Raw genomic sequence first — 24564 nt, 5'->3', positions numbered from 1 at the left:
GCCCATGAGTGCAGAGGCCACGAACCCCGACGCACGACCCGAGTTCCGCAGACGTGGCCGGACGCGGCTCGATCTGCTCCGACTGGGACGCGCGGCCCTGCTGGGGCCGACGTCCCGGGACCGGCTCCCCGACGCCATCGGTCACGTCGCGGAAGCCCACCGCGCCCACCACCCGGACGCGGACCTCTCCGTGCTGCGCCGCGCCTACGTGCTGGCCGAGACCTCGCACCGCGGCCAGATGCGCAAGAGCGGTGAGCCCTACATCACCCATCCCCTCGCCGTCACCCTGATCCTGGCCGAACTCGGCGCCGAGACCACGACCTTGACGGCCTCGCTCCTCCACGACACCGTCGAGGACACCGAGGTGACCCTCGATCAGGTCCGCCAGGAGTTCGGCGACGAGGTCTGCTTCATCGTCGACGGCGTCACCAAGGTCGAGCGGATCGACTACGGCGCCGCGGCCGAACCGGAGACCTTCCGCAAGATGCTCGTCGCCACCGGCAACGACGTCCGCGTCATGTCCATCAAACTCGCCGACCGGCTGCACAACATGCGCACCCTCGGCGTGATGCGCCCGGAGAAGCAGGCCCGCATCGCCAAGGTCACCCGGGACGTCCTCATCCCGCTGGCCGAGCGGCTCGGCGTACAGGCCCTCAAGACCGAGCTGGAAGACCTCGTCTTCGCGATCCTGCACCCCGAGGAGTACGAGCGCACCCGCGCCCTCATCGCCGCCCACGCGGGCGAGCGCGACCCGCTCCCCGGCATCGCCGACTCCGTCCGCGCGGTCCTGCGCGAATCCGGCATCCAGGCCGAGGTGCACATCCGCCCCCGGCACTTCGTCTCCGTCCACCGGATCTCCCTCACCCGCGGCGAACTGCGCGGCTCCGACTTCGGCCGCCTCCTCGTCCTCGTCGCCGAGAACGCCGACTGCTACGGCGTGCTGGGGGAGTTGCACACCTGCTTCACCCCGGTCGTCTCCGAGTTCAAGGACTTCATCGCGGTACCCAAGTTCAACCTCTACCAGTCCCTGCACACCGCCATCGCCACCTCCGGGGGCAACGTCGCCGAGGTCATCGTCCGCACCCACCGGATGCACCGGGTCGCCGAGGCCGGAGTCGTCGCCCTCGGCAATCCGTACATCTTCGGGGAGGGCTCGGCCGCGGGCACGTCGATCCTCCCGGGGGCCCCGGGCGCCGCGGCCGAGGGCGACGGCGACGAGGAGCGCGTCGACCCCACCCGACCCGGCTGGCTCTCCCGACTGCTCGACTGGCAGCAGTCCGCACCCGACCCCGACACCTTCTGGAGCTCGCTGCGCGCCGAGCTGGCCCAGGACCGCGAGATCACCGTCTTCCGGGCCGACGGCGGGGGCGCCGACGGCACCATCAGCCTGCCGGCCGGGGCCACCTGCATCGACGCGGCCTACGCCCAGTACGGCGAGGCCGCGCACGGCTGTATCGGCGCCCGGGTGAACGGGCGCCTCACCTCCCTGGCCACCCGGCTGGCCGACGCGGACACCGTGCAGCTGCTGCTCGCGCACGACGCCTCCTCCGGGCCCGCCGCCGACTGGCTCGACCACGCCCGTACCCCGGCCGCCCGGATCGCCATCAGCACCTGGCTCCAGTCCCATCCCGCCGCCGTCAAACCGCCCACCGCCCCGCCCCGGGCGCCGCTGCCGATGGTCAGCCTGCGGCCCGGCGGGCGCAACGCCGTCGCCGACCTGCCGGACGCGCCCGTCCGGCTCGCGGGGTGCTGCACGCCGGTGCCGCCCGACTCGGTCGCCGGCTTCGTCGTCCGGGGCGGGGCCGTCACGGTGCACCGGATCGCCTGCTCGGCCGTCGAGCAGATGCGCTCCGTCGGCCGGACCTCGGTCGCCGTGCACTGGCGGGCCACCGCCGACTGCCGGGTGACGCTGCTCGCCGAATCGTTCGGGCGGCCCCACCTGCTGGCCGACCTGACCGAGGCCATCGCCCACGAGGGCGTCGAAGTCATCTCGGCCACCGTCGAGGCCCCCATCGAACAGCGCGTCCGGCACACCTACACCCTGCACCTGCGCGACGCGACCGGGCTGCCGGGGCTGATGCGGGCGATGCGGGACGTGCCGGGGGTCTACGACGTGAGCCGCGCGTAGCGGAGCCGCGGGCGGACACCCCCTGGGGGCCGTTCGGCCGGGGAGCCGGAGCCACTCCTTCGGGTGGGGCCGTCCGTGCCGTGCGACGCGTCGCACCGGAGCGGGCGGCGGGCGCTGGTATGGGGTGGGGGATGCGCCTCACCTCCCCCCGCCTGCGCGCCGCCCTGCTCGGCGCGGCCTCCCTCACGCTCGTCGCCGCCGTCCTGCCCCCGCCGCAGGCACTGGGCATCGGTGACCGGCTCTTCCCGGAGCTCGGCAACCCCGGTTACGACGTCGATTCGTACGACCTCTCCTTCACCTACAAGGACAACCGCACCCCGCTCGACACGGTCACCGTCATCAAGGCCCGCACCCTCACGAAGCTGGACCGGGTCAACCTCGACTTCGCCCGCGGCACGGTCCGCTCCGCCGAGATCAACGGCAGGCCCGCGCCCTTCGCCACCGCGGGGGAGGACCTCGTACTGACCCCCGAGCGCCCGCTCGCGGCCGACGAACCGCTGCGCATCACCATCCACCACACCAGCGACCCGCGCGGCGGCGGGGACGGCGGCTGGGTCCGGACCGCGGACGGCCTGGCGATGGCCAACCAGGCGGACGCCGCCCACCGGGTCTTCCCCTGCAACGACCACCCGTCCGACAAGGCGCTCTTCACCTTCCGGATCACCGCTCCGAAGGGCACGACCGCCGTCGCCAACGGGCTCCCGGTCCTCACGACCGACCGCGCCGCCGCCGGCGCGACCACCTGGACCTACCGCACCGTGCACCCCATGGCGACCGAGCTGGCCCAGGTCTCCCTCGGGGCCTCCGCCGTACTCCGTCGCGAGGGGCCGCACGGCCTGGAGCTGCGCGACGTGGTGCCGACCGCGGACAAGAAGCTGCTGGAGCCCTGGCTGAAGAAGACCCCGGCCCAGATGGAGTGGATGGAGAAGCGGGTCGGCCGCTACCCCTTCGAGACGTACGGGGTGCTGATCGCGCACGCCAGCACCGGTTTCGAGCTGGAGACCCAGACCCTCTCGCTCTTCGAACGCGGGATCTTCACCGACCCCGGCTACCCCGAGTGGTACGTCGACTCGATCATGGTCCACGAGCTGGCCCACCAGTGGTTCGGGGACAGCGTCACCCCGCGCACCTGGTCCGACCTGTGGCTCAACGAAGGACACGCCACCTGGTACGAGGCCCTGTACGCCGACGGGCTCGGCAAGTACTCCCTGGAACGGCGCATGCGCGAGGCCTACCAGCGCTCCGACCAGTGGCGGGCCGCGGGCGGCCCGCCGGCCGAGCCCAAGGCGGCGGCGCCGGGCGAGAAGATCGGCCTCTTCCGGCCGGTGGTCTACGACGGCGCGGCCCTGATCCTCTACGCGCTGCGCCAGAAGATCGGCACACCGGCCTTCGAGGACCTGGAGCGCCGCTGGGTGGGCGAGCACGCCGACCAGGTCGTCGGTACGGACGACTTCGTCCGGCTGGCGTCGCAGGTGGCGGGCGAGGACCTCACCGCCTTCCTCCAGCCCTGGCTGTACGGCAGGACCACCCCGCCGATGCCGGGGCACCCGGAGTGGAGCGCGCCGAAGACCACCTGAGGGCGCGCGGGAGCGGGCGGGCGGCCCGAAAAGGGTGTGACGGTCGGGGAACGGGCATGTCACCATCGACGGGACGGGGATTGCCGACGAGGCCGCCGGTCCGGGGCCCCGTAGGGAATCTCCCGCCCGTGTGACACGTTGTACGTACGGTCGAGATGCCTGCCCGCACCCACGGGCCGGACACCGGCGCAAGAACCATCCGAAAACGACGTAAGGATCCAATGACCTCCTCTTCTTCCCCTTCCCAGGACGCGCAGGACTCGCCCGAGGCGAAGGACGCGCAGAGCTTCACCGAGAGCCTTCGGGCCGATGCCCTGATGGAAGAGGACGTCGCCTGGAGCCAGGAGATCGACGGCGAGCGCGACGGCGCACAGTACGAGCGCTCCGAGCGCGCCGCACTGCGGCGCGTCGTCGGCCTCTCCACCGAGCTCGAAGACGTCACCGAGGTCGAGTACCGCCAGCTCCGTCTGGAGCGCGTGGTCCTCGTCGGCGTCTGGACCACCGGCACCGTGCGGGACGCGGACAACTCCCTCGCGGAGCTGGCCGCCCTCGCCGAGACGGCGGGCGCCCTCGTGCTCGACGGCGTGATCCAGCGCCGCGACAAGCCCGACCCGGCCACCTTCATCGGTTCCGGCAAGGCGCGCGAGCTGCGGGACATCGTCACCGAGACCGGCGCCGACACCGTCGTCTGCGACGGTGAGCTCAGCCCGGGCCAGCTCATCGCCCTCGAAGACGTCGTCAAGGTCAAGGTGGTCGACCGGACCGCGCTGATCCTCGACATCTTCGCCCAGCACGCCAAGTCCCGTGAGGGCAAGGCGCAGGTCGCGCTCGCGCAGATGCAGTACATGCTGCCGCGACTGCGCGGCTGGGGTGCCTCGCTCTCCCGCCAGATGGGTGGCGGCGGCGGTGGTGGCATGGCGACGCGCGGTCCCGGTGAGACCAAGATCGAGACCGACCGGCGCCGGATCCGCGAGAAGATGGCGAAGATGCGCCGCGAGATCGCGGAGATGAAGACCGGCCGCGACATCAAGCGGCAGGAACGGCGCCGCAACAAGGTGCCCTCGGTCGCCATCGCCGGTTACACCAACGCGGGCAAGTCCTCGCTGCTCAACCGCCTCACGGGCGCGGGCGTCCTGGTGGAGAACTCGCTGTTCGCCACCCTCGACCCGACCGTGCGCCGGGCCGAGACGCCGAGCGGCCGGATCTACACCCTGGCCGACACCGTCGGCTTCGTCCGGCACCTGCCCCACCACCTCGTCGAGGCGTTCCGCTCCACGATGGAGGAGGTCGGCGACTCCGACCTCATCCTGCACATCGTGGACGGCTCGCACCCGGCGCCGGAGGAGCAGCTGGCGGCGGTGCGCGAGGTGATCCGCGAGGTCGGCGCCGTCAAGGTGCCCGAGATCGTGGTCATCAACAAGGCGGACGCCGCGGACCCGCTGGTCCTTCAGCGACTGCTGCGCATCGAGCGGCACTCCATCGCCGTCTCGGCCCGCACGGGCCAGGGCATCGAGGAACTGCTCGCGCTCATCGACCGCGAGCTGCCCCGGCCCGAGGTCGAGGTGGAGGCACTCGTGCCGTACACCCGCGGCGGACTGATCGCCCGGGCGCACGCCGAAGGCGAGGTCATCTCCGAGGAGCACACCCCGGAGGGCACCCTGCTGAAGGCGCGGGTCCACCAGGAACTGGCGGCGGACCTCGCTCCGTACATCCCCGCGAAGCACTGACGCCGAACCACCGCGGTACCGGACACACATACAGAGGGAGGGCCCCCGCGATGCGGGGGCCCTCCCTCTGTATGCACTTCCCTACGGGAAGCTCCTACGTGAACTTCCCGCCGCGCTCGCCTACTTGAACTTCGCGCTCACCGCGTCGAAGACGCCCTTCGCCTCCGGACCCAGCCGCGGACCGGCCAGCCAGCCGGCCTTGACCGGACCGATGGAGGTGTTCGACACCAGCGCGCGCTTGCCGTCGGCGCCGGTGGCGACCCAGCCGCCGCCCGAGGAACCGCCGGTCATGGTGCAGCCGATGCGGTACATCACCGGGGCGGAGGAGGCCAGCGAGTAGCGGCCCGGCTTGTCGCCGCACTGGTAGGCCTTCTGGCCGTCGAACGGCGTGCCCGCCGGGAAGCCGGTCGCCGTGATGCTCGCGACCTTGCCCACGGCCGGGGCGTTGAAGTCCACCGGAAGCGCCGAACCGACCGTCTCCTCCAGCGACTTGCCGGCGCCGCCCTCGGGGGTCACGTGCAGCACCGCGAAGTCGTACGGGGCGCCCGCGCCGCCGGTCGACCCGCCCTGGGCGATCCACTGGTCCGAGGTCTGCGCCCAGTCGCTCCACCAGACGCCGTAGGGAGCCACCTGCTCCCGGCTCGCGCCCTTGAGCTGCGCCGAGGACTTGCCGGAGTTGTTGTAGGAGGGCACGAAGGCGATGTTGCGGTACCAACCGCCGCTCTTGCCCGCGTGCACGCAGTGGCCGGCCGTCCAGACCATGTTGGACTTGCCGGGGTGCGCCGGGTCCTTGACCACGGTCGCCGAGCAGACCATCGAGCCCTCGGGGCCGTCGAAGAAGACCTTGCCGGCCTCCGGCACGCTCTGGTGGAAGGGCGGCGCGGCCGCCTTCGCGGTGACCGGGTCGGGCGTCGGGTCGGTGACGCCCTGGTCCTTGCCGAGGTCCGGGTCGGTGACCGGGCGGTCCGGCGGGACGTCGGCGTCACGCATCCGGTCCGGGTCCCACAGGCCCGCGATGATGGGGTTGATGTAGTCGCCCGCCTCGCGGAGCCAGTCCTCCTTCTTCCAGTTCTTCCACTCGCCCCCCTTCCACTTGTCCATGTCGATGCCGTGCTGCTTGAGCTTGTCCTTCAGCTCGTCAGGAATCTTGATGGTGTCGGACCCGGCCGGGAGGCTCGCCGCTGCGGTCGGCTTGGCGTCGCCGCCGGCCTCACCGTTGCCGGGTCCGCAGGCCGCGGCGGTCAGCGCGAGCGCGGCCGCGCACAGTACGGCGGTGACCGGTCGGTTCGGTCGTCGCATGTCGTGAATCTCCCTGGGTGGGTCGAGGCGTGGAGTGCAGCACCCCACTATGCCGATGTCCTGGGGGACGACACCGGGCGGGGCCGCGGTTGCGGCTCGGACGGCCCCTGCCCACAAGGATCTTGGCGCCGCCCGTGATCCGTCGCCGTCACCGTCGTTGGTACGTACGGGGGATGGGGGAGCGGCGTTCGCGTGCGACGCGCAATCCGCAAGAGCACCTGTAGCGACCGGGCGCCCGTGCACGTTGCAGGGCGATCCAACTGGGAGGACCGACACCCGTGGCCTTGACCGAGTCGGCCGCGGCGGCGGCACGGACCGCCGCCGCACCGCCCGCCGTCGTACCGTCCATCGCCGTACCGTCCGCCGAGCCCGCGCCGCTCGTGCCCGCGCAGGTGGGGCGGGCGCCGTCCGCACCCCCGGGGGCCCCGGACGGCTCGGGGGCCTGCGGGGTCGGGTCGGGCGGCGGGCCGGAGGGGATCCTGCGCCGGCAGTCGCTCCGGGAGTCCGCCGCCCGGACCTACGCCCGGGCGCTGCCCATCGTCCCCGTCCGCGCCCGTGGCATGACGATCGAGGGCGCCGACGGCCGCCGCTACCTCGACTGCCTCTCCGGCGCCGGAACCCTGGCGCTCGGACACAACCACCCGGTGGTGCTGGAGGCGATCCGCAAGGTCATCGACTCCGGCGCTCCGCTGCACGTCCTCGATCTGGCCACACCGGTCAAGGACGCCTTCACCACGGAGCTGTTCACGAACCTGCCGCCGGCGCTGGCCGCCGACGCGCGCGTCCAGTTCTGCGGACCGGCCGGTACGGACGCGGTCGAGGCGGCCCTGAAACTCGTCCGCACCGCGACGGGCCGCAACGGCCTGCTCGCCTTCACCGGCGCCTACCACGGCATGACGGCCGGCTCGCTGGCCGCGTCCGGCGGGGCCCGGGACGTCGAGGTGACCCGGCTGCCCTATCCCCGCGACTACGCCTGCCCGTTCGGCGTGGGCGGGCCCGAGGGAGCCCGTCTCGGAGCCCGCTGGACCGAGAGCCTCCTGGACGACCCCAAGAGCGGGGTGCCCGTGCCCGCCGGCATGATCCTCGAACCCGTCCAGGGCGAGGGCGGGGTCATCCCGGCGCCGGACGCCTGGCTGCGCCGGATGCGCGAGATCACCGCCGCCCGGGGCATCCCGCTCATCGCCGACGAGGTCCAGACCGGGGTCGGGCGTACCGGTGCCTTCTGGGGCGTCGACCACGCCGGGGTGGTCCCGGACGTGATGGTGCTGTCCAAGGCGATCGGCGGCAGCCTGCCGCTCGCCGTGATCGTGTACCGGGCCGAGCTGGACGTCTGGCAACCGGGCGCCCACGCCGGAACCTTCCGCGGGAACCAACTCGCCATGGCCGCGGGCACGGCCACCCTGGCCCACGTCCGGAAGAACGGCCTGGCCGCACGCGCCGCCGAGGTGGGCGACCGGATGCTCGCCGCCCTGCGCGCCCTGGCCACGGAGCACCCCTGCATCGGCGACGTGCGCGGCCGCGGCCTGATGCTGGGCCTCGAACTCGTCGACCCGGACGCCCCGGACGCCCCGGCGGGGGACGGCGCTCCGCGGCTCGCCGCCGCCGTGCGCCAGGAGTGCCTGGACCGCGGCCTCATCGTCGAGCTGGGCGGGCGCCATTCCAGCGTCGTCCGACTGCTGCCCCCGCTCACCATCACCGACGAGCAGGCCGTGGCCGTCCTGGACCGCCTCGCCGACGCCGTCACCGCGGCCGAACGCACCCGGCACCCCTGACCGAGCCTCCGCCGAACCGAGCCTGCGCAAGGAACTCCGTGACCTCCACTCCCGACCCCGCGCCGCACCAGCCCCAGGACCCGGCCGAGCACACCCCGCCCCCGGCCCCGGCTCCGGAAGCGGCACCACCGCAGGCTGCGGTGGCACCCCCGGCCACCGTCCCCCGCCAGAAGGACGGCATCCCCAGGCATCCCCAACCCCCTACCACCCCCACACCCACCACCCCAGCCCCAACCCCAGGCACGGCATCCACCCCCGGCCGGCTCTCTGCCGGGCCGCGACCCGGAGCCGCCGGGCCGACCGACGACGCCGCACACATCGGGGCACACGCAGCCGGGAACAGGACCGGCAGCAGCGGGGCCGGCACGGGGAGGGGGACAGGGACCGGCAGCGAGACAGGGACCGGTAGCGGGACGGGCGCCGGCACCGTAACCGGCGCCGCAACCGGCACCGCGACCAGCCCCGGCCCACCCGGACCCGACCCGCTGGTGCTGCCCGATCTGCTGGACCACGCCGACCCGGCCATCGCGGCCGAGGCGGCGGCCGTGGAGAACCTGCTGCGCTGCTGGGTCCGCGAGAGCGGACTGGGCCGCCCCGTCGGCCCCCTCGGAACCCTGCTCCGCATCCCCCTTCCCGCCTCCGGCACGGCGTTGCTCGTCGCGGTCCGACACTGGTCCCCGACGGGCTGGCACCGCTTCGCCCCCGCGCGGCTCGAAGGCGCCCCCGCCGACGCCGCCGCCCTGGACGCCGTCACCCTCGCCGGGCTCATCGCCCGCGAGGGCGGTGCGCGCGGCGGCGCCGACCTCGTCGGCCGGGTCGCCGACTCGGTGCGGCGCACCGCCGAGTTCATCGCCGACCGGCGCACCCGCCCCGTGCCCCCCGCCCCCGTCTGCGGAGAGCTCTTCCTCACGGCCGAGCAGTCCCTGCTCCTGGGTCACCCCCTCCACCCCACCCCGAAGAGCCGCGAGGGCCTCTCCGAGGCGGAGGTCCGCCGCTACTCACCCGAACTCCACGGCTCCTTCCCCCTGCACTGGACCGCTGTGGACCCCTCCGTCCTCGCCACCGACTCGGCCTGGACCGAACGCGGCCGCCCCGTCCCCACCGACCGGCTGCTCGGCCGCCTCGCCCCCGGCCTGCGGATCCCCGACGGCACCACCCCCCTTCCCCTGCATCCCTGGCAGGCCCGTGACCTCTTCCAGCGCCCCGAGGTCGCCGCCCTCCTCGACGCGGGACTCCTGCACGACCTCGGGCCCTACGGCGACCCCTGGTACCCGACCTCATCCATCCGCACCGTCCACCGCCCCGGCGCCCCAGCGATGATCAAGCTGTCGCTCGGCCTGCGCATCACCAACTCCCGCAGGGAGAACCTCCGCAAGGAGCTCCACCGCGGCGTCGAGGTGCACCGGCTGTTGCGCTCCGGACTGGTCGAGCAGTGGCAGGCGGTCCACCCCGGCTTCGACATCGTGCGCGACCCCGCCTGGGTCGCCGTCGACGCCCTGGACGGCACTCCCGTCCCCGGCCTCGACGCCCTGCTGCGTCACAACCCCTTCCGTCCGGGCGACGACGTCGTCTGCATCGCCGCGCTCACCTCTCCCCGCCCGTGGCCCGGCCGCACCACGATGCGTTCGCGCCTGGCCGACCTGGTCGCCCGGATCTCCCTCGCCACCGGCCGGTCCACATTTGCCGTCGCCGCCGAGTGGTTCCTGCGCTACCTCGACCACGTCGTCCTGCCGGTCCTCGCCCTCGACGCCCTCGCGGGCATCGCCCTCGAGGCGCACCAACAGAACACCCTGGTCCTGCTCGACGCCGCGGGCTGGCCCGTCGGCGGCCGCTACCGCGACAACCAGGGCTACTACTTCCGCGACTCCCACCGCGCGGAACTGGAGCACCGGCTGCCCGGCGTCGGCGACGCCAGCGACACCTTCGTCGCGGACGCCGTCACCGACGAGCGCTTCGCCTACTACCTGGCCATCAACAACGTCTTCGGCCTCATCGGGGCCTTCGGCGCCCAGCGGCTCGCCGACGAACGGATCCTGCTCGCCGCCTTCCGCCGCTTCCTCGGCAAGGCCGCCGCCCTCGGGCCGCTCCCGACCCAGCTGCTGGACTCACCCACCCTCAGGTGCAAGGCGAACCTGCTCACCCGCCTCGGCGGCCTCGACGAGCTCGTCGGCCCGGTCGACACCCAGTCCGTCTACGTCACCATCGCCAACCCCCTTCACGACTGACGCGGAGAAGAGCACCATGCCCTCCACCGATGCCTGCTCCACCGATGCCTGCGCCACCGCCGACAGGACCATCGAACTGCGCCTGCCCGGCGGGCTGCTGTCGCGGCTCGCCGAAGCCGACCTCCAGGAGTCACCGGCCGCCTGGGGCGTCGCCGGCACGGTCTTCGGTGCCTTCCGCCTGGAGCCCGTACGCCTGGAACGCGATCTGGACCTGCTGGCCGTGTGGATGAACGACCCCGAGGTGGCGGCGTTTTGGGAACTCGCGGGCCCCGCCTCCGTGACCGCCGCGCACCTGCGGGAGCAGCTCGACGGGGACGGCTCCAGCATTCCCTGCCTCGGCGTCCTCGACGGCACCCCGATGAGCTACTGGGAGATCTACCGGGCCGATCTCGACCCGCTCGCCCGGCACTACCCGGCGCGCCCCCACGACACCGGTATCCACCTGCTCATCGGAGACGGAACGAACCGGGGCAGGGGACTCGGCGCCACTCTGCTGCGGGCCGTCGCCGACCTCGTGTTCGAGAACCGTCCCCGCTGCACGCGTGTCATCGCCGAACCGGACATGCGCAACACCCCCTCCGTATCGGCCTTCCTCAACTCCGGCTTCCGCTGCTCCGCGGAAGTCGATCTGCCCGAGAAGCGCGCCGCCCTGATGATCCGTGAGCGGGCCCTGCGCCATCTCCTCTGACCATAGAAACTCTGCGTCACGCAGCTAAGTTCCCGATCCCGAGGAGTCTTGTGCCGAATTTCCCCCCTGCCTCCGACTCCACCGACGCGGCGCTGGCACCGTCGCCCCAAGACCCGCGCACCCCGCCCGAACTCACCCTCTCGACCTGGGACTTCGCCGCGCGACGGCTGCTGGCCAAGATGCTCGGCGAATTCGCCTACGAGGAGATCGTCCGGCCCGTTCCGGCCCCGGCCGCCGACGGCGACGCCTGGACGCTCACCTTGGACGACGGCAGTTCCCTCGGCTTCCGGGCCCGCCGCCGGGCCTACGACAGTTGGCAGGTCGACGCCACCACCATCACCCGCACGGCCGCGGCGCCCTCGACCGCACCGGCCGGGGCCTTCGGGGACCCGTACCGCTTCCTCGTCCTCGCCCGGGAACTCCTCGGGCTCGACGGCACCACCCTCGGCCACCTCGTCCGGGAACTGAGCGCGACCCTCGCCGCCGACGCGCGCATCGACCACACCGCCCTCACCGCCGACCTCCTGGCCGACCTCGACTACGCGGCCCTCGAAGGCCACCAGACCGGCCACCCCTGGCTCGTCCTCAACAAGGGCCGCCTCGGCTTCTCGGCCGCCGACGCCGCGGCCTGGACCCCCGAGGCCCGCACCCGCCAGCGGTTGCCCTGGCTCGCGGCCCACACCTCCCTCGCCGCCTACCGGGGCGCCGCCGGCCTGGAGGACCCCGCCCGGCTCTACTCGGCCGAGCTGGACCCCGTCACCCGAGCCGCCTTCGACGGGGTTCTGCGCGACCGCGGACTCGACCCGCGCGGCTACCTCTACCTCCCGGTCCACCCCTGGCAGTGGGACGAGGTCGTGCTCCCCCTCTTCGCCCCCGCCCTGGCGTCCGGTGCGCTCGTGCCGCTGCCCGCGGACCCCGACGTACGCCTGCCCCAGCAGTCGATCCGGACCTTCCTCAACGTCACCCGCCCCGACCGGCACACCGTCAAGCTCCCCCTGGCCGTCTTCAACACCATGGTCTGGCGCGGCCTGCCCACCGACCTCACCCTCGCGGCGCCGGCCGTCACGGCCTGGATCCACTCCCTGCGCGACGCCGACCCCTTCCTGCGCGACGAATGCAGGGTCGTCCTGCTCGGCGAGGTCGCCTCCGTCACCGTGCGGCACCCCGTCTACGACGGGCTGCCCGAGGTGCCGTACCAGTACCGCGAACTGCTCGGCGCGATCTGGCGCGAGCCGCTCGCCCGCCACCTCGCCCCCGGGGAGCGGGCCCGGACGCTCGCCTCGCTCCTGCACACCGACCCGCGCGGCCGGTCCTTCACCGCCGAGCTGGTCGCCCGCTCCGGCCTGCCCGCGCAGCTCTGGCTGCAGCACCTCTTCGCCGCGCTCCTGCCGCCCCTGCTCCGTTTCCTCTACCGCTACGGCACGGTGTTCTCGCCCCACGGAGAGAACGCGATCGTGATCTTCGACGAGCGCGACGTCCCGGTCCGGCTCGCGGTCAAGGACTTCGTGGACGACGTCAACGTCAGCCGTGACCCGCTGCCCGAGCACGCCACCATGCCCGACGAGGTCCGCGCGGTCCTGCTCACCGAGCCCGCGGACTTCCTGCCCCAGTTCATCCACTCGGGACTCTTCGTCGGCGTCTTCCGCTACCTCTCGGCGATCTGCGAGGACCGGCTCGCGGTCCCCGAGCGCGACTTCTGGTCGCTCGTACGGGCGGAGATCCTCCGCCACCACGCCCGCTTCCCCGAGCTGAAGGAGCGATACGAGCTGTTCGACCTGCTCACGGAGCGGATCGACCGGCTCTGCCTCAACCGGAACCGGCTCCACGAGGACGGTTACCGGGACCGTCCGAACCGCCCGCACGCCGTCGTCCACGGCAGCGTGCCCAATCCCCTGTACCCCTCGTGACCACTCGCCGGTGCGGTCGCTGTCGGTGGCGCCCCGTAGGGTTGGCGGTGCTATGACGAAGCCCTCTCTCACCGACCTGCTGCACGCCGCCGTCACCGCCGTCGGCGGTACCGAGCGTCCCGGCCAGGTGGCCATGGCCGAAGCCGTCGCCGAAGCGATCGACGACAACTCCCACCGGCTCATCCAGGCAGGCACGGGCACCGGAAAGTCCCTCGGCTATCTGGTGCCCGCGCTCGCGCACGGCGAGCGCGTGGTCGTGGCCACCGCCACGCTCGCGCTCCAGCGCCAGCTCGTCGAGCGCGACCTGCCGCGCACGGTCGAGGCGCTGCACCCGCAGCTGCGCCGCCGGCCGCAGTTCGCCATGCTCAAGGGCCGCTCCAACTACCTCTGCCTGCACCGCCTCCACGAAGGGGCACCGCAGGACGAGGAGGAGGGCCTCTTCGACCAGTTCGAAGCGGCTGCCCCGACGAGCAAGCTCGGCCAGGACCTGCTGCGCCTGCGCGACTGGGCGGACGAGACGGAGACCGGTGACCGGGACGACCTCACTCCGGGCGTCTCCGACAAGGCCTGGGCCCAGATCTCCGTCTCCTCCCGGGAATGCCTGGGTGCGACGAAGTGCGCCTACGGCGCCGAGTGCTTCGCCGAGGCCGCCCGCGAGCGCGCCAAGCTCGCCGACGTCGTGGTCACCAACCACGCGCTGCTCGCGATCGACGCCATCGAGGGCGCTCCGGTGCTCCCGCAGCACGAGGTGCTGATCGTCGACGAGGCCCACGAGCTGGTCTCCCGGGTGACCGGTGTCGCCACCGGTGAACTCACTCCCGGCCAGGTCAACCGCGCGGTGAAGCGGTCCGCGAAGTTGGTCAACGAGAAGATCGCCGACTCCCTCCAGACGGCCGCCGAGACCTTCGAGCGGGTGATGGAGCTGGCCCTGCCCGGTCGGTTGGAAGAGATCCCGGAGGACCTCGGTTACGCCCTGCTCGCCCTCCGGGACGCCTCGCGCAACGTGATCTCGGCGATCGGCGGCACCCGCGACAAGTCCGTCCACGACGAGGACGCGGTGCGCAAGCAAGCCCTCGCCGCGGTGGAGAGCATCCACGGCGTGGCGGAGCGGATCACCCTCGGCTCCGAGTACGACGTGGTCTGGTACGAGCGCCACGACCGCTTCGGGGCCACCCTGCGGGTCGCCCCGCTCTCGGTGTCCGGGCTGCTGCGCGAGAAGCTGTTCGAGGACCGCTCCGTGGTCCTGACCTCCGCGACCCTGAAGCTGGGCGGCGACTTCAACGGCGTCGCGGCCTCGATGGGGCTCTCGCCCGAAGGGGTCGAGGGGGACGACGTCCCCGTCTGGAAGGGCCTCGACGTCGGCTCGCCCTTCGACTACCCGAAGCAGGGCATCCTCTACGTCGCCAAGCACCTGGCCACCCCCGGCCGCGAGGGCACCCGCGGGGACATGATCGACGAGTTGGCCGAGCTGATCGAGGCGGCGGGCGGCCGCACCCTCGGCCTGTTCTCGTCCATGCGCGGAGCCAAGGCGGCCGCCGAGGAGCTCCGCGGGCGGCTCGACAACCCGATCCTGCTCCAGGGGGAGGAGACGCTCGGCGAGTTGATCAAGGCCTTCGCCGCCGATCCGAAGACCTGTCTGTTCGGCACCCTCTCGCTCTGGCAGGGCGTGGACGTGCCCGGACCCAGCTGCCAGCTCGTCGTCATGGACCGGATTCCGTTCCCGCGTCCGGACGACCCGCTGATGAGCGCCCGGCAGAAGTCTGTGGAGGAGCGCGGCGGCAACGGTTTCATGGCCGTGGCCGCGACCCACGCGGCGCTGCTCATGGCGCAGGGCGCGGGCCGTCTGGTCCGGGCCTCGGAGGACCGGGGCGTGGTCGCGGTGCTGGACCCCCGCCTCGCCACCGCGCGCTACGGCAGTTTCGTCCGGGCCACGCTGCCGGACTTCTGGTACACCACGGACCGCAATCAGGTCCGCCGCTCGCTGGCCGCCATCGACGCGACCGCGCAGGCCGACGGCAAGTGAGCGGAGCCGCCCTGGCCGTCTGAGGACGGAAGAGGGCGGAAGGGCGAGGGCGGAAGGACGAGGGCAAAGAGCAGCCCCGGGACACGGCGCAGTGAGTCCCGGGGCCGGATGGGGGCGGCGGCCGTCAGAGGCGCCGCAGTACCGCGACCACCTTGCCGAGGATGGTCGCCTCGTCACCCGGGATGGGCTGGTAGGCGGAGTTGTGCGGGAGCAACCAGACGTGGCCGTCCTCGCGCTTGAACCGCTTGACCGTGGCTTCGCCGTCGAGCATCGCGGCGACGATGTCACCGTTCTCCGCGACGGGCTGGCGGCGGACCGTGACCCAGTCGCCGTCACAGATGGCGGCTTCGATCATGGAGTCGCCGACGACCTTGAGGACGAAGAGCTCCCCGTCGCCGACGAGCTGCCGGGGGAGGGGGAACACGTCCTCGACCGACTCCTCGGCGAGGATCGGGCCGCCCGCGGCGATCCGGCCGACCAGGGGGACGTAGGAGGCGGCGGGCTTGCCGGTGGTGTCCGTGGGCTGCGAGCTGGGCTGGTCGGAGCCCCGTACCTCGTACGCCCGGGGGCGGTGCGGGTCACGGCGCAGGAAGCCCTTGCGTTCGAGGGCCATCAGCTGGTGGGCCACCGAAGACGTGCTGGACAGGCCGACCGCCTGGCCGATCTCCCGCATCGACGGCGGGTACCCGCGGCGCTGCACCGAGTCACGGATGACCTCGATGACCCTCCGCTGCCGGTCCGTGAGTCCGGAGCTGTCGGCGCGGATGCCTGGAGGTCGCCCTGGCAGCGAGCGTGCGGGGCGGACGGGCTCCGCCTCCGGGTTCAGGCTTGAGTCGTTCATTGCATGCACCGGCTCGAGTCGGCTCTGGGAGCGGTTCTGGGCAGTGATGGTGGCACTGTCTGCGGTGGTGGTCACGTCGGCCCCTCTCGAAATGTTCTCCCTAGCTGGACAACGGTAGTAGCTTTCGAAAGGTTGCGCCAAACACACGTTCGAGTGAAAAATCGCAGATCGCTCATCGTGGTCATGTGGAGGGGTGTATAGACGAGCGGGTGACCGAACGCGGGTTCGGTCGGGCATCTTCCGCTTACGGTACCCTTGCCGGTTGAGTCGCCCCGTCCGCTCCCGGGCCCAGTGTGGCACTCGGGGCCCCCGGATCCGGCCATCGGGGGCTGCGACACGCGGAGCGCCGTAAATCCTCCACAACCCAAGATCTAGTGGTTGGATGAGCGAAGTCACCCAGAGGTTGTGGTCCCCGGTCTGCTGAGCGGCCCGACATCGCATATGCTGGTGGCTGCTTCCCGAGCCCCTGACAGAGCCCTGCCTCTGTGGTCAGCCGTTGCTGCGCGGGCCTTTCGGGAGGTTGTTCAGTCGTGCCGAGAAGAAGGGTCCGGAGCTTTGCACTGCCCCTTCTGCAGGCATCCCGACAGCCGCGTCGTCGACAGTCGCACCACGGACGACGGGACGTCGATCCGCAGGCGCCGTCAGTGTCCGGACTGCTCTCGTCGTTTCACCACGGTCGAGACCGCGTCACTGATGGTGATCAAGCGCAGTGGGGTCACCGAGCCCTTCAGTCGCACCAAGGTCATCTCCGGCGTCCGCAAGGCCTGCCAGGGACGACCCGTCACCGAGGACGCCCTCGCCAAGCTCGGCCAGCGGGTCGAGGAAGCGTTGCGCGCCACCGGTAGTGCCGAGCTGACCACCCATGACGTGGGTCTGGCCATACTCGGCCCGTTGCAGGAGCTGGACCTGGTCGCGTACCTCCGGTTCGCGTCCGTCTACAAGGCGTTCAACTCCCTCGAAGACTTCGAGACCGCCATCACGGAACTCCGTGACCGGCGGACTCACACCCAAGAGTGCGAGCCCGGTGGGACCTCCGCGGTCCCCGTGCCCGCCTCCGCCGCCGACTGACCGGGCGGCCGCGCTGCGGCCGGGATCAGCCAGGCCACGTACGTAGATCACAGTCAAAACCGTGCCGGGGAATTTCGCTGGCACATTAGGGCGTTTCGCCCGTATATGGGAGGCGGCATGACAGAGACGGCGAGCGGCTCGGCGCGAGGTTCCCGCACCAAGGGAACCAAGGCAGCCAAGAGCGGCCTTCGGATCGAGCGCATCCACACGACCCCCGGCGTGCACCCGTACGACGAGGTGTCCTGGGAACGTCGTGACGTCGTCATGACCAACTGGCGCGACGGCTCGGTCAATTTCGAGCAGCGTGGCGTCGAGTTCCCCGACTTCTGGTCGGTGAACGCGGTCAACATCGTCACCAGCAAGTACTTCCGCGGGGCCGTCGGCACCCCGCAGCGCGAGACCGGTCTCAAGCAGCTGATCGACCGGATCGTGAAGACCTACACGAAGGCCGGCGAGGACTTCGACTACTTCTCCTCGCCCGCCGACGCCGAGATCTTCGAGCACGAGCTGACCTACGCGCTCCTGCACCAGATCTTCAGCTTCAACTCGCCGGTGTGGTTCAACGTCGGCACCCCCCAGCCGCAGCAGGTCTCCGCCTGCTTCATCCTGGCCGTCGACGACTCCATGGAGTCGATCCTCGACTGGTACAAGGAAGAGGGCATGATCTTCAAGGGCGGCTCCGGCGCCGGCCTGAACCTCTCCCGCATCCGCTCCTCCAAGGAGCTGCTCTCCTCCGGCGGCAACGCCTCCGGCCCGGTCTCCTTCATGCGCGGCGCCGACGCGTCCGCCGGAACGATCAAGTCGGGCGGCGCCACCCGTCGCGCGGCCAAGATGGTCGTCCTGGACGTGGACCACCCGGACGTCGAGGACTTCATCGCGACCAAGGTGAAGGAAGAGGAGAAGATCCGCGCCCTGCGCGACGCGGGCTTCGACATGGACCTGGGCGGCGACGACATCACGTCCGTCCAGTACCAGAACGCCAACAACTCCGTCCGTGTGAACGACGAGTTCATGACGGCCGTCGAGAACGGCACCGAGTTCGGCCTGCGCGCCCGCATGACCGGCGAGGTCATCGAGAAGGTCGACGCCAAGGCGCTCTTCCGCAAGCTGGCCGAGGCCGCGTGGGCCTGCGCCGACCCGGGCATCCAGTACGACGGTGTGATCAACAACTGGCACACCTGCCCCGAGTCCGGCCGCATCACCGCGTCGAACCCGTGCAGCGAGTACATGCACCTGGACAACACGTCCTGCAACCTCGCCTCGCTCAACCTGATGAAGTTCCTGAACGACGACGGCAAGGGCTCCCAGTCCTTCGACGCCGAGCGTTTCGCGAAGGTCGTCGAGCTGGTCATCACGGCGATGGACATCTCCATCTGCTTCGCGGACTTCCCGACGCAGAAGATCGGCGAGAACACCCGCGCCTTCCGCCAGCTGGGCATCGGCTACGCCAACCTCGGCGCCCTGCTGATGGCCACCGGCCACGCGTACGACTCGGACGGCGGCCGCACCCTCGCCGCCTCGATCACCTCGCTGATGACCGGTACCGCGTACAAGCGTTCCGCCGAGCTCGCCGCGATCGTGGGCCCGTACGACGGCTACGCCCGCAACGCCGAGTCGCACAAGCGCGTCATGAGGCAGCACTCCGACGCCAACGCCGTCGCGCCGCGCACCGCGGACCTCGACAACGTGATCTGGGCCGCTGCCACCGAGGCCTGGCAGGACGTCCTGCGCCTCGGCGAGAAGAACGGCTTCCGCAACGCGCAGGCCTCCGTGCTCGCGCCGACCGGCACCATCGGTCTCGCGATGTCCTGTGACACCACGGGCGTCGAGCCGGACCTGGCCCTGGTCAAGTTCAAGAAGCTCGTCGGCGGCGGCTCGATGCAGATCGTCAACGGCACCGTTCCGCAGGCCCTGCGCCGCCTGGGCTACCAGGAGGAGCAGATCGAGGCCATCGTCGCCCACATCGCCGAACACGGCGTGGTCGTCGACGCCCCGGGCCTCAAGGTCGAGCACTACCCGGTCTTCGACTGCGCGATGGGCGAGCGTTCCATCTCCGCGATGGGCCACGTCCGGATGATGGCCGCGATCCAGCCGTGGATCTCCGGCGCGATCTCCAAGACGGTCAACATGCCGGAGACGGCGACCGTCGAAGAGATCGAGGAGATCTACTTCGAGGCCTGGAAGCTGGGCGTCAAGGCGCTCGCCATCTACCGCGACAACTGCAAGGTCGGCCAGCCCCTCTCCGCGAAGAAGAAGGAAGAGGAGAAGGTCGAGGTCACCGCGAAGGCCGAGGAGACCATCCGCACGGCGGTCGAGAAGGTCATCGAGTACCGCCCGGTCCGCAAGCGCCTGCCCAAGGGCCGCCCGGGCATCACCACCTCCTTCACGGTCGGTGGCGCCGAGGGGTACATGACGGCGAACTCCTACCCGGACGACGGTCTGGGCGAGGTCTTCCTGAAGATGTCCAAGCAGGGTTCCACCCTCGCGGGCATGATGGACGCCTTCTCCATCGCGGTCTCGGTCGGCCTGCAGTACGGCGTCCCGCTGGAGACGTACGTCGCGAAGTTCACGAACATGCGCTTCGAGCCGGCCGGCATGACGGACGACCCGGACGTGCGGATGGCGCAGTCGATCGTCGACTACATCTTCCGCCGCGTGGCGCTCGACTTCCTGCCCTTCGAGACCCGCTCCGCCCTCGGCATCCACTCCGCCGAAGAGCGTCAGCGTCACCTCGACACCGGTTCGTACGAGCGGCTCGAAGAGGAGCTGGACACGGAGTCCCTGACTCCGGCGGCCCCGCTCACCGTCGTCCCGGCCGCCCCGAAGCCGGTCGCGATCGTGGAGGTGCCCGCCCCCAAGCAGGCGCACTCGAACGCGGAACTGGTGGAGATGCAGCTCGGCGTGAGCGCCGACGCCCCGCTCTGCTTCTCCTGCGGGACGAAGATGCAGCGCGCCGGGTCCTGCTACATCTGCGAGGGCTGCGGCTCGACCAGCGGTTGCAGCTGACCGTTGATCGCGGCCCCCGCGGGACGCGGGGCGCCACGGAGCGCGTGACGTAGCTGTTCAGGGCGGTGGAGCCAGCCAGGCTCCACCGCCCTCGGCGTTGTCCGCGCCGAGTTACCGGACGGTATTCAGCTGTTCCCCGGGAAACGATCACCGGTTAGGCTCCACCGGCGCGCAAAGGGCGCGAACGTCGAGGTGGGGGACGCGGGGGACATGGTCGAGGAAAGTGCCGGATCCAAGAAGGGCATGAGCGCGGGGGCTCAGGCAGTGGCCGCCGTGGTGGTGGTCGGGGGACTCGTGGGTGTCCTGTGGAGCGTGCAGAACGCGGCCGGGAACACGGCCGACGCGAACAAGCCGGCGGTCTGTTCGCCGTCGCGGAGCGCCGCGCCCGCGGCGCCGCAGGTCTCCGGCGCGCAGATGTGCGCGGCACTGAACCGGCCCGACCTGGCCGTGCTGCTCGGAACGCCGGGCGAGCAGCCGGTGACCGCCTGGGGCAACGACGGCGTGATCGACCGCTCAGACGGCACCAAGAAGATCAGCCCCTCGGCGGACGTCCAGTTGAAGAGCCACCACGTGAAGCTCTCCTCGTCCGGGGACCGGATGCAGGTGGCCCAAATGGCCGACCTCCTCGGCAGCGGCGTGCAGAAGCAGACCGTCCTGGGGCACGCGGCGCTCTTCTCCTCGGACCGCACGCTGTCCCTCACCTTCAACGTGGGCGGCGGCAAGAGCAGCGCGGCACCCGGCGTCATGGCCCGCACCCTGTTGGTCGCCAGGGACGGCAAGGACAGCGGCGGCTCCTTCGAACTCGTCGTCTGGCGACAGGACGGGCAGCTGCCCGACGACCCGATGCTGATGCGTCTCGCGGAGCAGCTGCTCCCGACGGTCCCGGGGTGGAGCGCCGCCTGATCCTGCGCGCGCCGGGCCCCGGCCGACCCGGTGGCGGCGGGGACGGGGTCAGGGGCGGTCAGCCGCGGCGCCAGTGGCATCGTGTGTGCGTGGGGGCGTACCGGACGGGCGCCTTCGGACCGAGGGACGGGGGAGACATGTGGAGCGGTGACGAACTGGATCTGGACGCCTATCTGGCGCGGATCGGGTACGCGGGGGAACTCCGGCCGGACCTCGACACGTTGTTCGGGGTGCATCGGGCCCACACCGCCGCCATCCCCTTCGAGAGCCTCGACGTCCTGCTCGGCCACCCCATCGCGCTCGACGTCAAGAGCATCGAGGACAAGCTCGTGCGCAGCCGCCGCGGCGGTTACTGCTACGAGCAGAACACGCTGCTCGCCGCCGCCCTGGAGCGGATCGGTTTCACCGTCGCCGGGCGCGGCGCGCGCAACAGGACCCGCGGTGACGCGCTCCTGCCCGTCACCCACGCCGTCCTCGTCGTCACCGTGGAGGGCGAACCCTGGCTGTGCGACGCCGGGTTCGGCCTCCAGGGGCCGCGCGAGCCCGTCCCGCTGGGCCGACCGGGCACCGTGGTGTCCCAGGGGGAGTGGTCGTACGCCGTGCGCGAGGAGGCCGACGGCGTGCTCGTCCTGACCTTCCTGAGCGAGGGTGCCTGGCGGGACCTGTACGCCTTCGGCCCGCAGCCGACCCACCCGGTCGACTACGTCCTGATGAACCACTACAGCTCCTCCCACCCCCGGTCCGCCTTCATCGGGCAGCTCGTCGTCCACCGGCCCGGGGTGCCGGGAGCCGTCCACCGGCTCTCCCTCGTCCGGGGCGAGTTCACGACGCTCCATCCCGACGGGCGGGCGGAGCGCCACCCGGTCGCGCCCGACGAGCTGACCGCACTCCTCGACCGGGAGTTCGGGATCCGACTGTCCGACCGGGACGCGGGCGAACTGGTACGGATCTACCGGGCCGAGTACTGACCCGGGCCGCGCCGGGCACCGTACGATGGCGCGGTGCTGGTCAAGTGGATTCGCTGCACGGTGACGGACCGACGCGGGTTCGAACGGGGGCAGCGCAAATGGGCGGGGCTGCCGGGTGAACCCGGATTCCGGGGGCAGGGCGGCGGCTGGAGCCGGGGCCGGCAAGGCGTCGCGCACGTCTTCGCGTTCTGGGAGAGCCGTTCCTTCTACGACTCCTTCATGGCGCGCTCGTACGACCGGCTGGCCGCGGCCCAGCACGGCACCTACACCAACCCCCGGGTCACCCTCTTCGACCACCGCTTCGACGTGAAGACCGGGTTCGAACCGCGCTTCACCGACGCCGACGTGGTGCGCGTGGCGCACTGCCGGGTGCGGGAGGGGCGGACCGAGCACTTTGCGCTCATGCAGGAGAAGGTGTGGAATCCGGCCATGGCGGGCTCGCCCGGGATGCTGCGCGGACTCTTCGGCGAGGCCCCCGGGCGGGAATTCCTGGTGCTGTCCATGTGGCACGCGGCGGCCGAGCACGGCAAGTACCGCCAGGAGCGGGTCGAGCGGCTCTCCCTGCGGGCGCAGACCGAGGCCGATGTCGAGGCGCTGACCGGCGACGTCGTCGACCTGGAACCGTCGTGGACGGTCTGAGCCCGGTGCCCGTATGACGGTGTGACCTTAGGAATGTCGCCATGACCACATGCGTGATCGGCGCGCTCTGCTCGTCCGACGGCGATGGCCGGATTAGGGTCATGGAATGGCACGACCGCGGCGCATCGTCCTCGTCAGGCACGGGGAATCTGAGGGCAATGCCGACGACTCGGTGTACGAACGGGAGCCCGACCACGCCCTGCGGATGACCCGCACCGGGCACGAGCAGGCCGCCGCCACGGGCGAGCGGCTGCGGGCCCTCTTCGGCGACGAGCCGATCAGCGCGTACCTCTCGCCCTACCGGCGCACCCTGCAGACCTTCCGCGACCTGAAGCTCGACCCGGGCCGGGTGCGGGTGCGGGAGGAACCGAGGCTGCGCGAGCAGGACTGGGGCAACTGGCAGGACCGTGACGACGTCCGGCTCCAGAAGGCCTACCGGGACGCCTACGGGCACTTCTTCTACCGCTTCGCGCAGGGCGAGTCGGGGGCCGACGTCTACGACCGGGTCGGATCCTTCCTGGAGAGCCTCTACCGCAGCTTCGAGGCCCCGGACCATCCGCCCAACGTGCTGCTGGTGACCCACGGGCTGACCATGCGGCTCTTCTGCATGCGCTGGTTCCACTGGTCGGTGGCCGAGTTCGAGTGCCTGTCCAACCCCCCGAACGGCGACTTCCGGGTCCTGCGGCTGGGGGACGACGGCCGCTACCGGATGGACCGCCCATTTGAACGGTGGACCACACCCGAGCCCTACGACCTGGACGGCTAGAGTGACCCGCGATGACCCCTGAATCCGCTTCCGACCGGCGCTACGCACGCGCCTTGGCCAGCCTCCGCGGGCTGGCACTGGGTGACGCGCTGGGCTCCCAGTTCTTCGTCCCCGTCAACTACCCGCTGCTCAAGAGGCGCGAGCTGCCGTCCGGGCCCTGGCAGTGGACCGACGACACCGAGATGGCCTGCTCGGTCGCCGCCGTCCTCGCCGCGCACGGGCGGATCGACCAGGACGCGCTGGCCACCTCCTTCGCCGAGCACCACGACTTCGACCGTGGCTACGGTCCCGCGGTCAACCGCATGCTGCGGCTCGTGCGCGAGGGCCAGGACTGGCGCGAGTTGTCCTCGGCCCTCTTCAACGGGCAGGGCTCGTGGGGCAACGGCGCCGCGATGCGCATCGCCCCGCTCGGCGCCTGGTACGCCGACGACCCGGAGCAGGCGACCCACCAGGCGGAGATCTCGGCCTACACCACCCACCAGCACCGCGAGGCGGTGTGCGGGGCGATGGCGGTCGCCGCGGCAGCGGCGCTGGCGGCGGCGCCGGCGGGACCGCCGACGCCCGGAGACCTGCTGGACGGGGTGATCGCGCTGGTGCCGCGCAGCGCGGTCGGCGCCGGTCTGCGCCGCGCGCGCGGCATGCTGGACTACGCCGACGCCACCACCGTCGCGGCGGTGCTGGGCTGCGGGCGCCGCACCAGCGCCCACGACACCGTGCCCTTCGCCCTGTGGTCGGCCGCCCGCTCGTTGCACGACTACGAGCAGGCATTCTGGACGACCGCGCAGGTCGGCGGTGACGTGGACACGACCTGCGCCATCGTCGGCGGGGTACTGGGAGCGCGCGGCGAGGAGGCCCTGCCGGCGGACTGGCTGGCACGGACGGAAGCCCTGCCCGCCTGGCTCCCGGAGGCCGCGGCGCTCTGAGCGCGAGGCAGGCACGCGACGCGGGTACGTGACGCAGGGACGTGACGCAGGTACGTGACGCAGGTACGTGACGCAGGTAATGGTGCGAAACCGGCGCGGAGTTG

The 24564-nt window shown here is 71.7% G+C and carries 17 protein-coding genes; 15 read left to right on the top strand and 2 right to left on the bottom strand.

Annotated elements, in window-relative coordinates; translation table 11 throughout:
* The first annotated feature begins 4 nt into the window (after positions 1-4).
* The 3 genes from ACIQWR_RS30975 to hflX all read left to right on the top strand — a co-directional run bounded on the left by ACIQWR_RS30975 (position 5) and on the right by hflX (position 5432).
* Positions 5-2128, top strand: coding sequence for a RelA/SpoT family protein (locus ACIQWR_RS30975; protein WP_404016297.1), 2124 nt, complete (start codon positions 5-7; stop codon positions 2126-2128).
* 131 nt (positions 2129-2259) lie between these two features.
* Positions 2260-3705 (top strand): M1 family metallopeptidase, encoded by a 1446-nt coding sequence (locus ACIQWR_RS30970; protein WP_404016294.1) that lies wholly within the window; start codon positions 2260-2262, stop codon positions 3703-3705.
* Between the two features lie 221 nt (positions 3706-3926).
* Positions 3927-5432: a GTPase HflX gene (gene hflX / locus ACIQWR_RS30965; protein ID WP_404016291.1), complete on the top strand. Its 1506-nt coding sequence runs from the start codon at positions 3927-3929 to the stop codon at positions 5430-5432.
* A 120-nt stretch (positions 5433-5552) separates the two neighbouring features.
* On the opposite strand, the gene ACIQWR_RS30960 is transcribed toward hflX, so the two are convergent.
* Complete coding sequence (locus tag ACIQWR_RS30960; protein WP_404016288.1) at positions 5553-6731, bottom strand: trypsin-like serine peptidase; 1179 nt, start codon at positions 6729-6731, stop codon at positions 5553-5555.
* Between the two features lie 476 nt (positions 6732-7207).
* On the opposite strand from ACIQWR_RS30960, the gene ACIQWR_RS30955 reads away from it, so the two are divergent.
* From ACIQWR_RS30955 to ACIQWR_RS30935, 5 genes are all read left to right on the top strand, one after another.
* Positions 7208-8503, top strand: coding sequence for a diaminobutyrate--2-oxoglutarate transaminase family protein (locus ACIQWR_RS30955; RefSeq protein ID WP_404016425.1), 1296 nt, complete (start codon positions 7208-7210; stop codon positions 8501-8503).
* A gap of 488 nt (positions 8504-8991) precedes the next feature.
* Positions 8992-10728, top strand: a complete 1737-nt coding sequence (locus ACIQWR_RS30950) for an IucA/IucC family protein (RefSeq protein ID WP_404016285.1) — start codon at positions 8992-8994, stop codon at positions 10726-10728.
* Positions 10729-10744: 16 nt separating this feature from the next.
* Positions 10745-11416: a GNAT family N-acetyltransferase gene (locus ACIQWR_RS30945; RefSeq protein WP_404016282.1), complete on the top strand. Its 672-nt coding sequence runs from the start codon at positions 10745-10747 to the stop codon at positions 11414-11416.
* Positions 11417-11466: 50 nt separating this feature from the next.
* Positions 11467-13323 (top strand): IucA/IucC family protein, encoded by a 1857-nt coding sequence (locus ACIQWR_RS30940; protein WP_404016279.1) that lies wholly within the window; start codon positions 11467-11469, stop codon positions 13321-13323.
* A 52-nt stretch (positions 13324-13375) separates the two neighbouring features.
* Complete coding sequence (locus ACIQWR_RS30935) at positions 13376-15346, top strand: ATP-dependent DNA helicase (protein ID WP_399261821.1); 1971 nt, start codon at positions 13376-13378, stop codon at positions 15344-15346.
* 124 nt (positions 15347-15470) lie between these two features.
* Here ACIQWR_RS30935 and lexA read toward each other — a convergent pair whose 3' ends face one another.
* A complete protein-coding gene (gene lexA / locus ACIQWR_RS30930; protein ID WP_354381387.1) occupies positions 15471-16262 on the bottom strand; it encodes a transcriptional repressor LexA in 792 nt (263 codons plus the stop codon).
* A 480-nt stretch (positions 16263-16742) separates the two neighbouring features.
* Between lexA and nrdR the strand changes: the two genes are divergently transcribed.
* From nrdR to ACIQWR_RS30895, 7 genes are all read left to right on the top strand, one after another.
* A complete protein-coding gene (gene nrdR / locus ACIQWR_RS30925; protein ID WP_385778179.1) occupies positions 16743-17255 on the top strand; it encodes a transcriptional regulator NrdR in 513 nt (170 codons plus the stop codon).
* A gap of 117 nt (positions 17256-17372) precedes the next feature.
* Positions 17373-20261 (top strand): vitamin B12-dependent ribonucleotide reductase, encoded by a 2889-nt coding sequence (locus ACIQWR_RS30920; protein WP_404016275.1) that lies wholly within the window; start codon positions 17373-17375, stop codon positions 20259-20261.
* Positions 20262-20471: 210 nt separating this feature from the next.
* Entirely contained in the window at positions 20472-21164 is a 693-nt protein-coding gene (locus ACIQWR_RS30915; RefSeq protein ID WP_404016272.1) for a DUF6215 domain-containing protein, read from the top strand.
* A gap of 137 nt (positions 21165-21301) precedes the next feature.
* Positions 21302-22132 carry an arylamine N-acetyltransferase gene (locus ACIQWR_RS30910; protein WP_404016269.1) on the top strand — a complete coding sequence of 277 codons (831 nt, stop codon included), beginning with the start codon at positions 21302-21304 and terminating at the stop codon, positions 22130-22132.
* Positions 22133-22165: 33 nt separating this feature from the next.
* On the top strand, positions 22166-22771 hold the full coding sequence (locus ACIQWR_RS30905) for a YdbC family protein (RefSeq protein WP_354381392.1): 606 nt from the start codon (positions 22166-22168) through the stop codon (positions 22769-22771).
* Between the two features lie 106 nt (positions 22772-22877).
* Complete coding sequence (locus tag ACIQWR_RS30900; RefSeq protein ID WP_399261809.1) at positions 22878-23537, top strand: histidine phosphatase family protein; 660 nt, start codon at positions 22878-22880, stop codon at positions 23535-23537.
* A gap of 11 nt (positions 23538-23548) precedes the next feature.
* Positions 23549-24460 carry an ADP-ribosylglycohydrolase family protein gene (locus ACIQWR_RS30895; RefSeq protein WP_404016265.1) on the top strand — a complete coding sequence of 304 codons (912 nt, stop codon included), beginning with the start codon at positions 23549-23551 and terminating at the stop codon, positions 24458-24460.
* Positions 24461-24564: the final 104 nt, after the last annotated feature.

The sequence above is a fragment of the Streptomyces sp. NPDC098789 genome (assembly GCF_044759975.1).
Lineage (GTDB): Bacteria > Actinomycetota > Actinomycetes > Streptomycetales > Streptomycetaceae > Streptomyces.
Note: the sequence above shows the minus strand (reverse complement) of the source record. Positions and strands in the feature narration are given on the sequence as shown.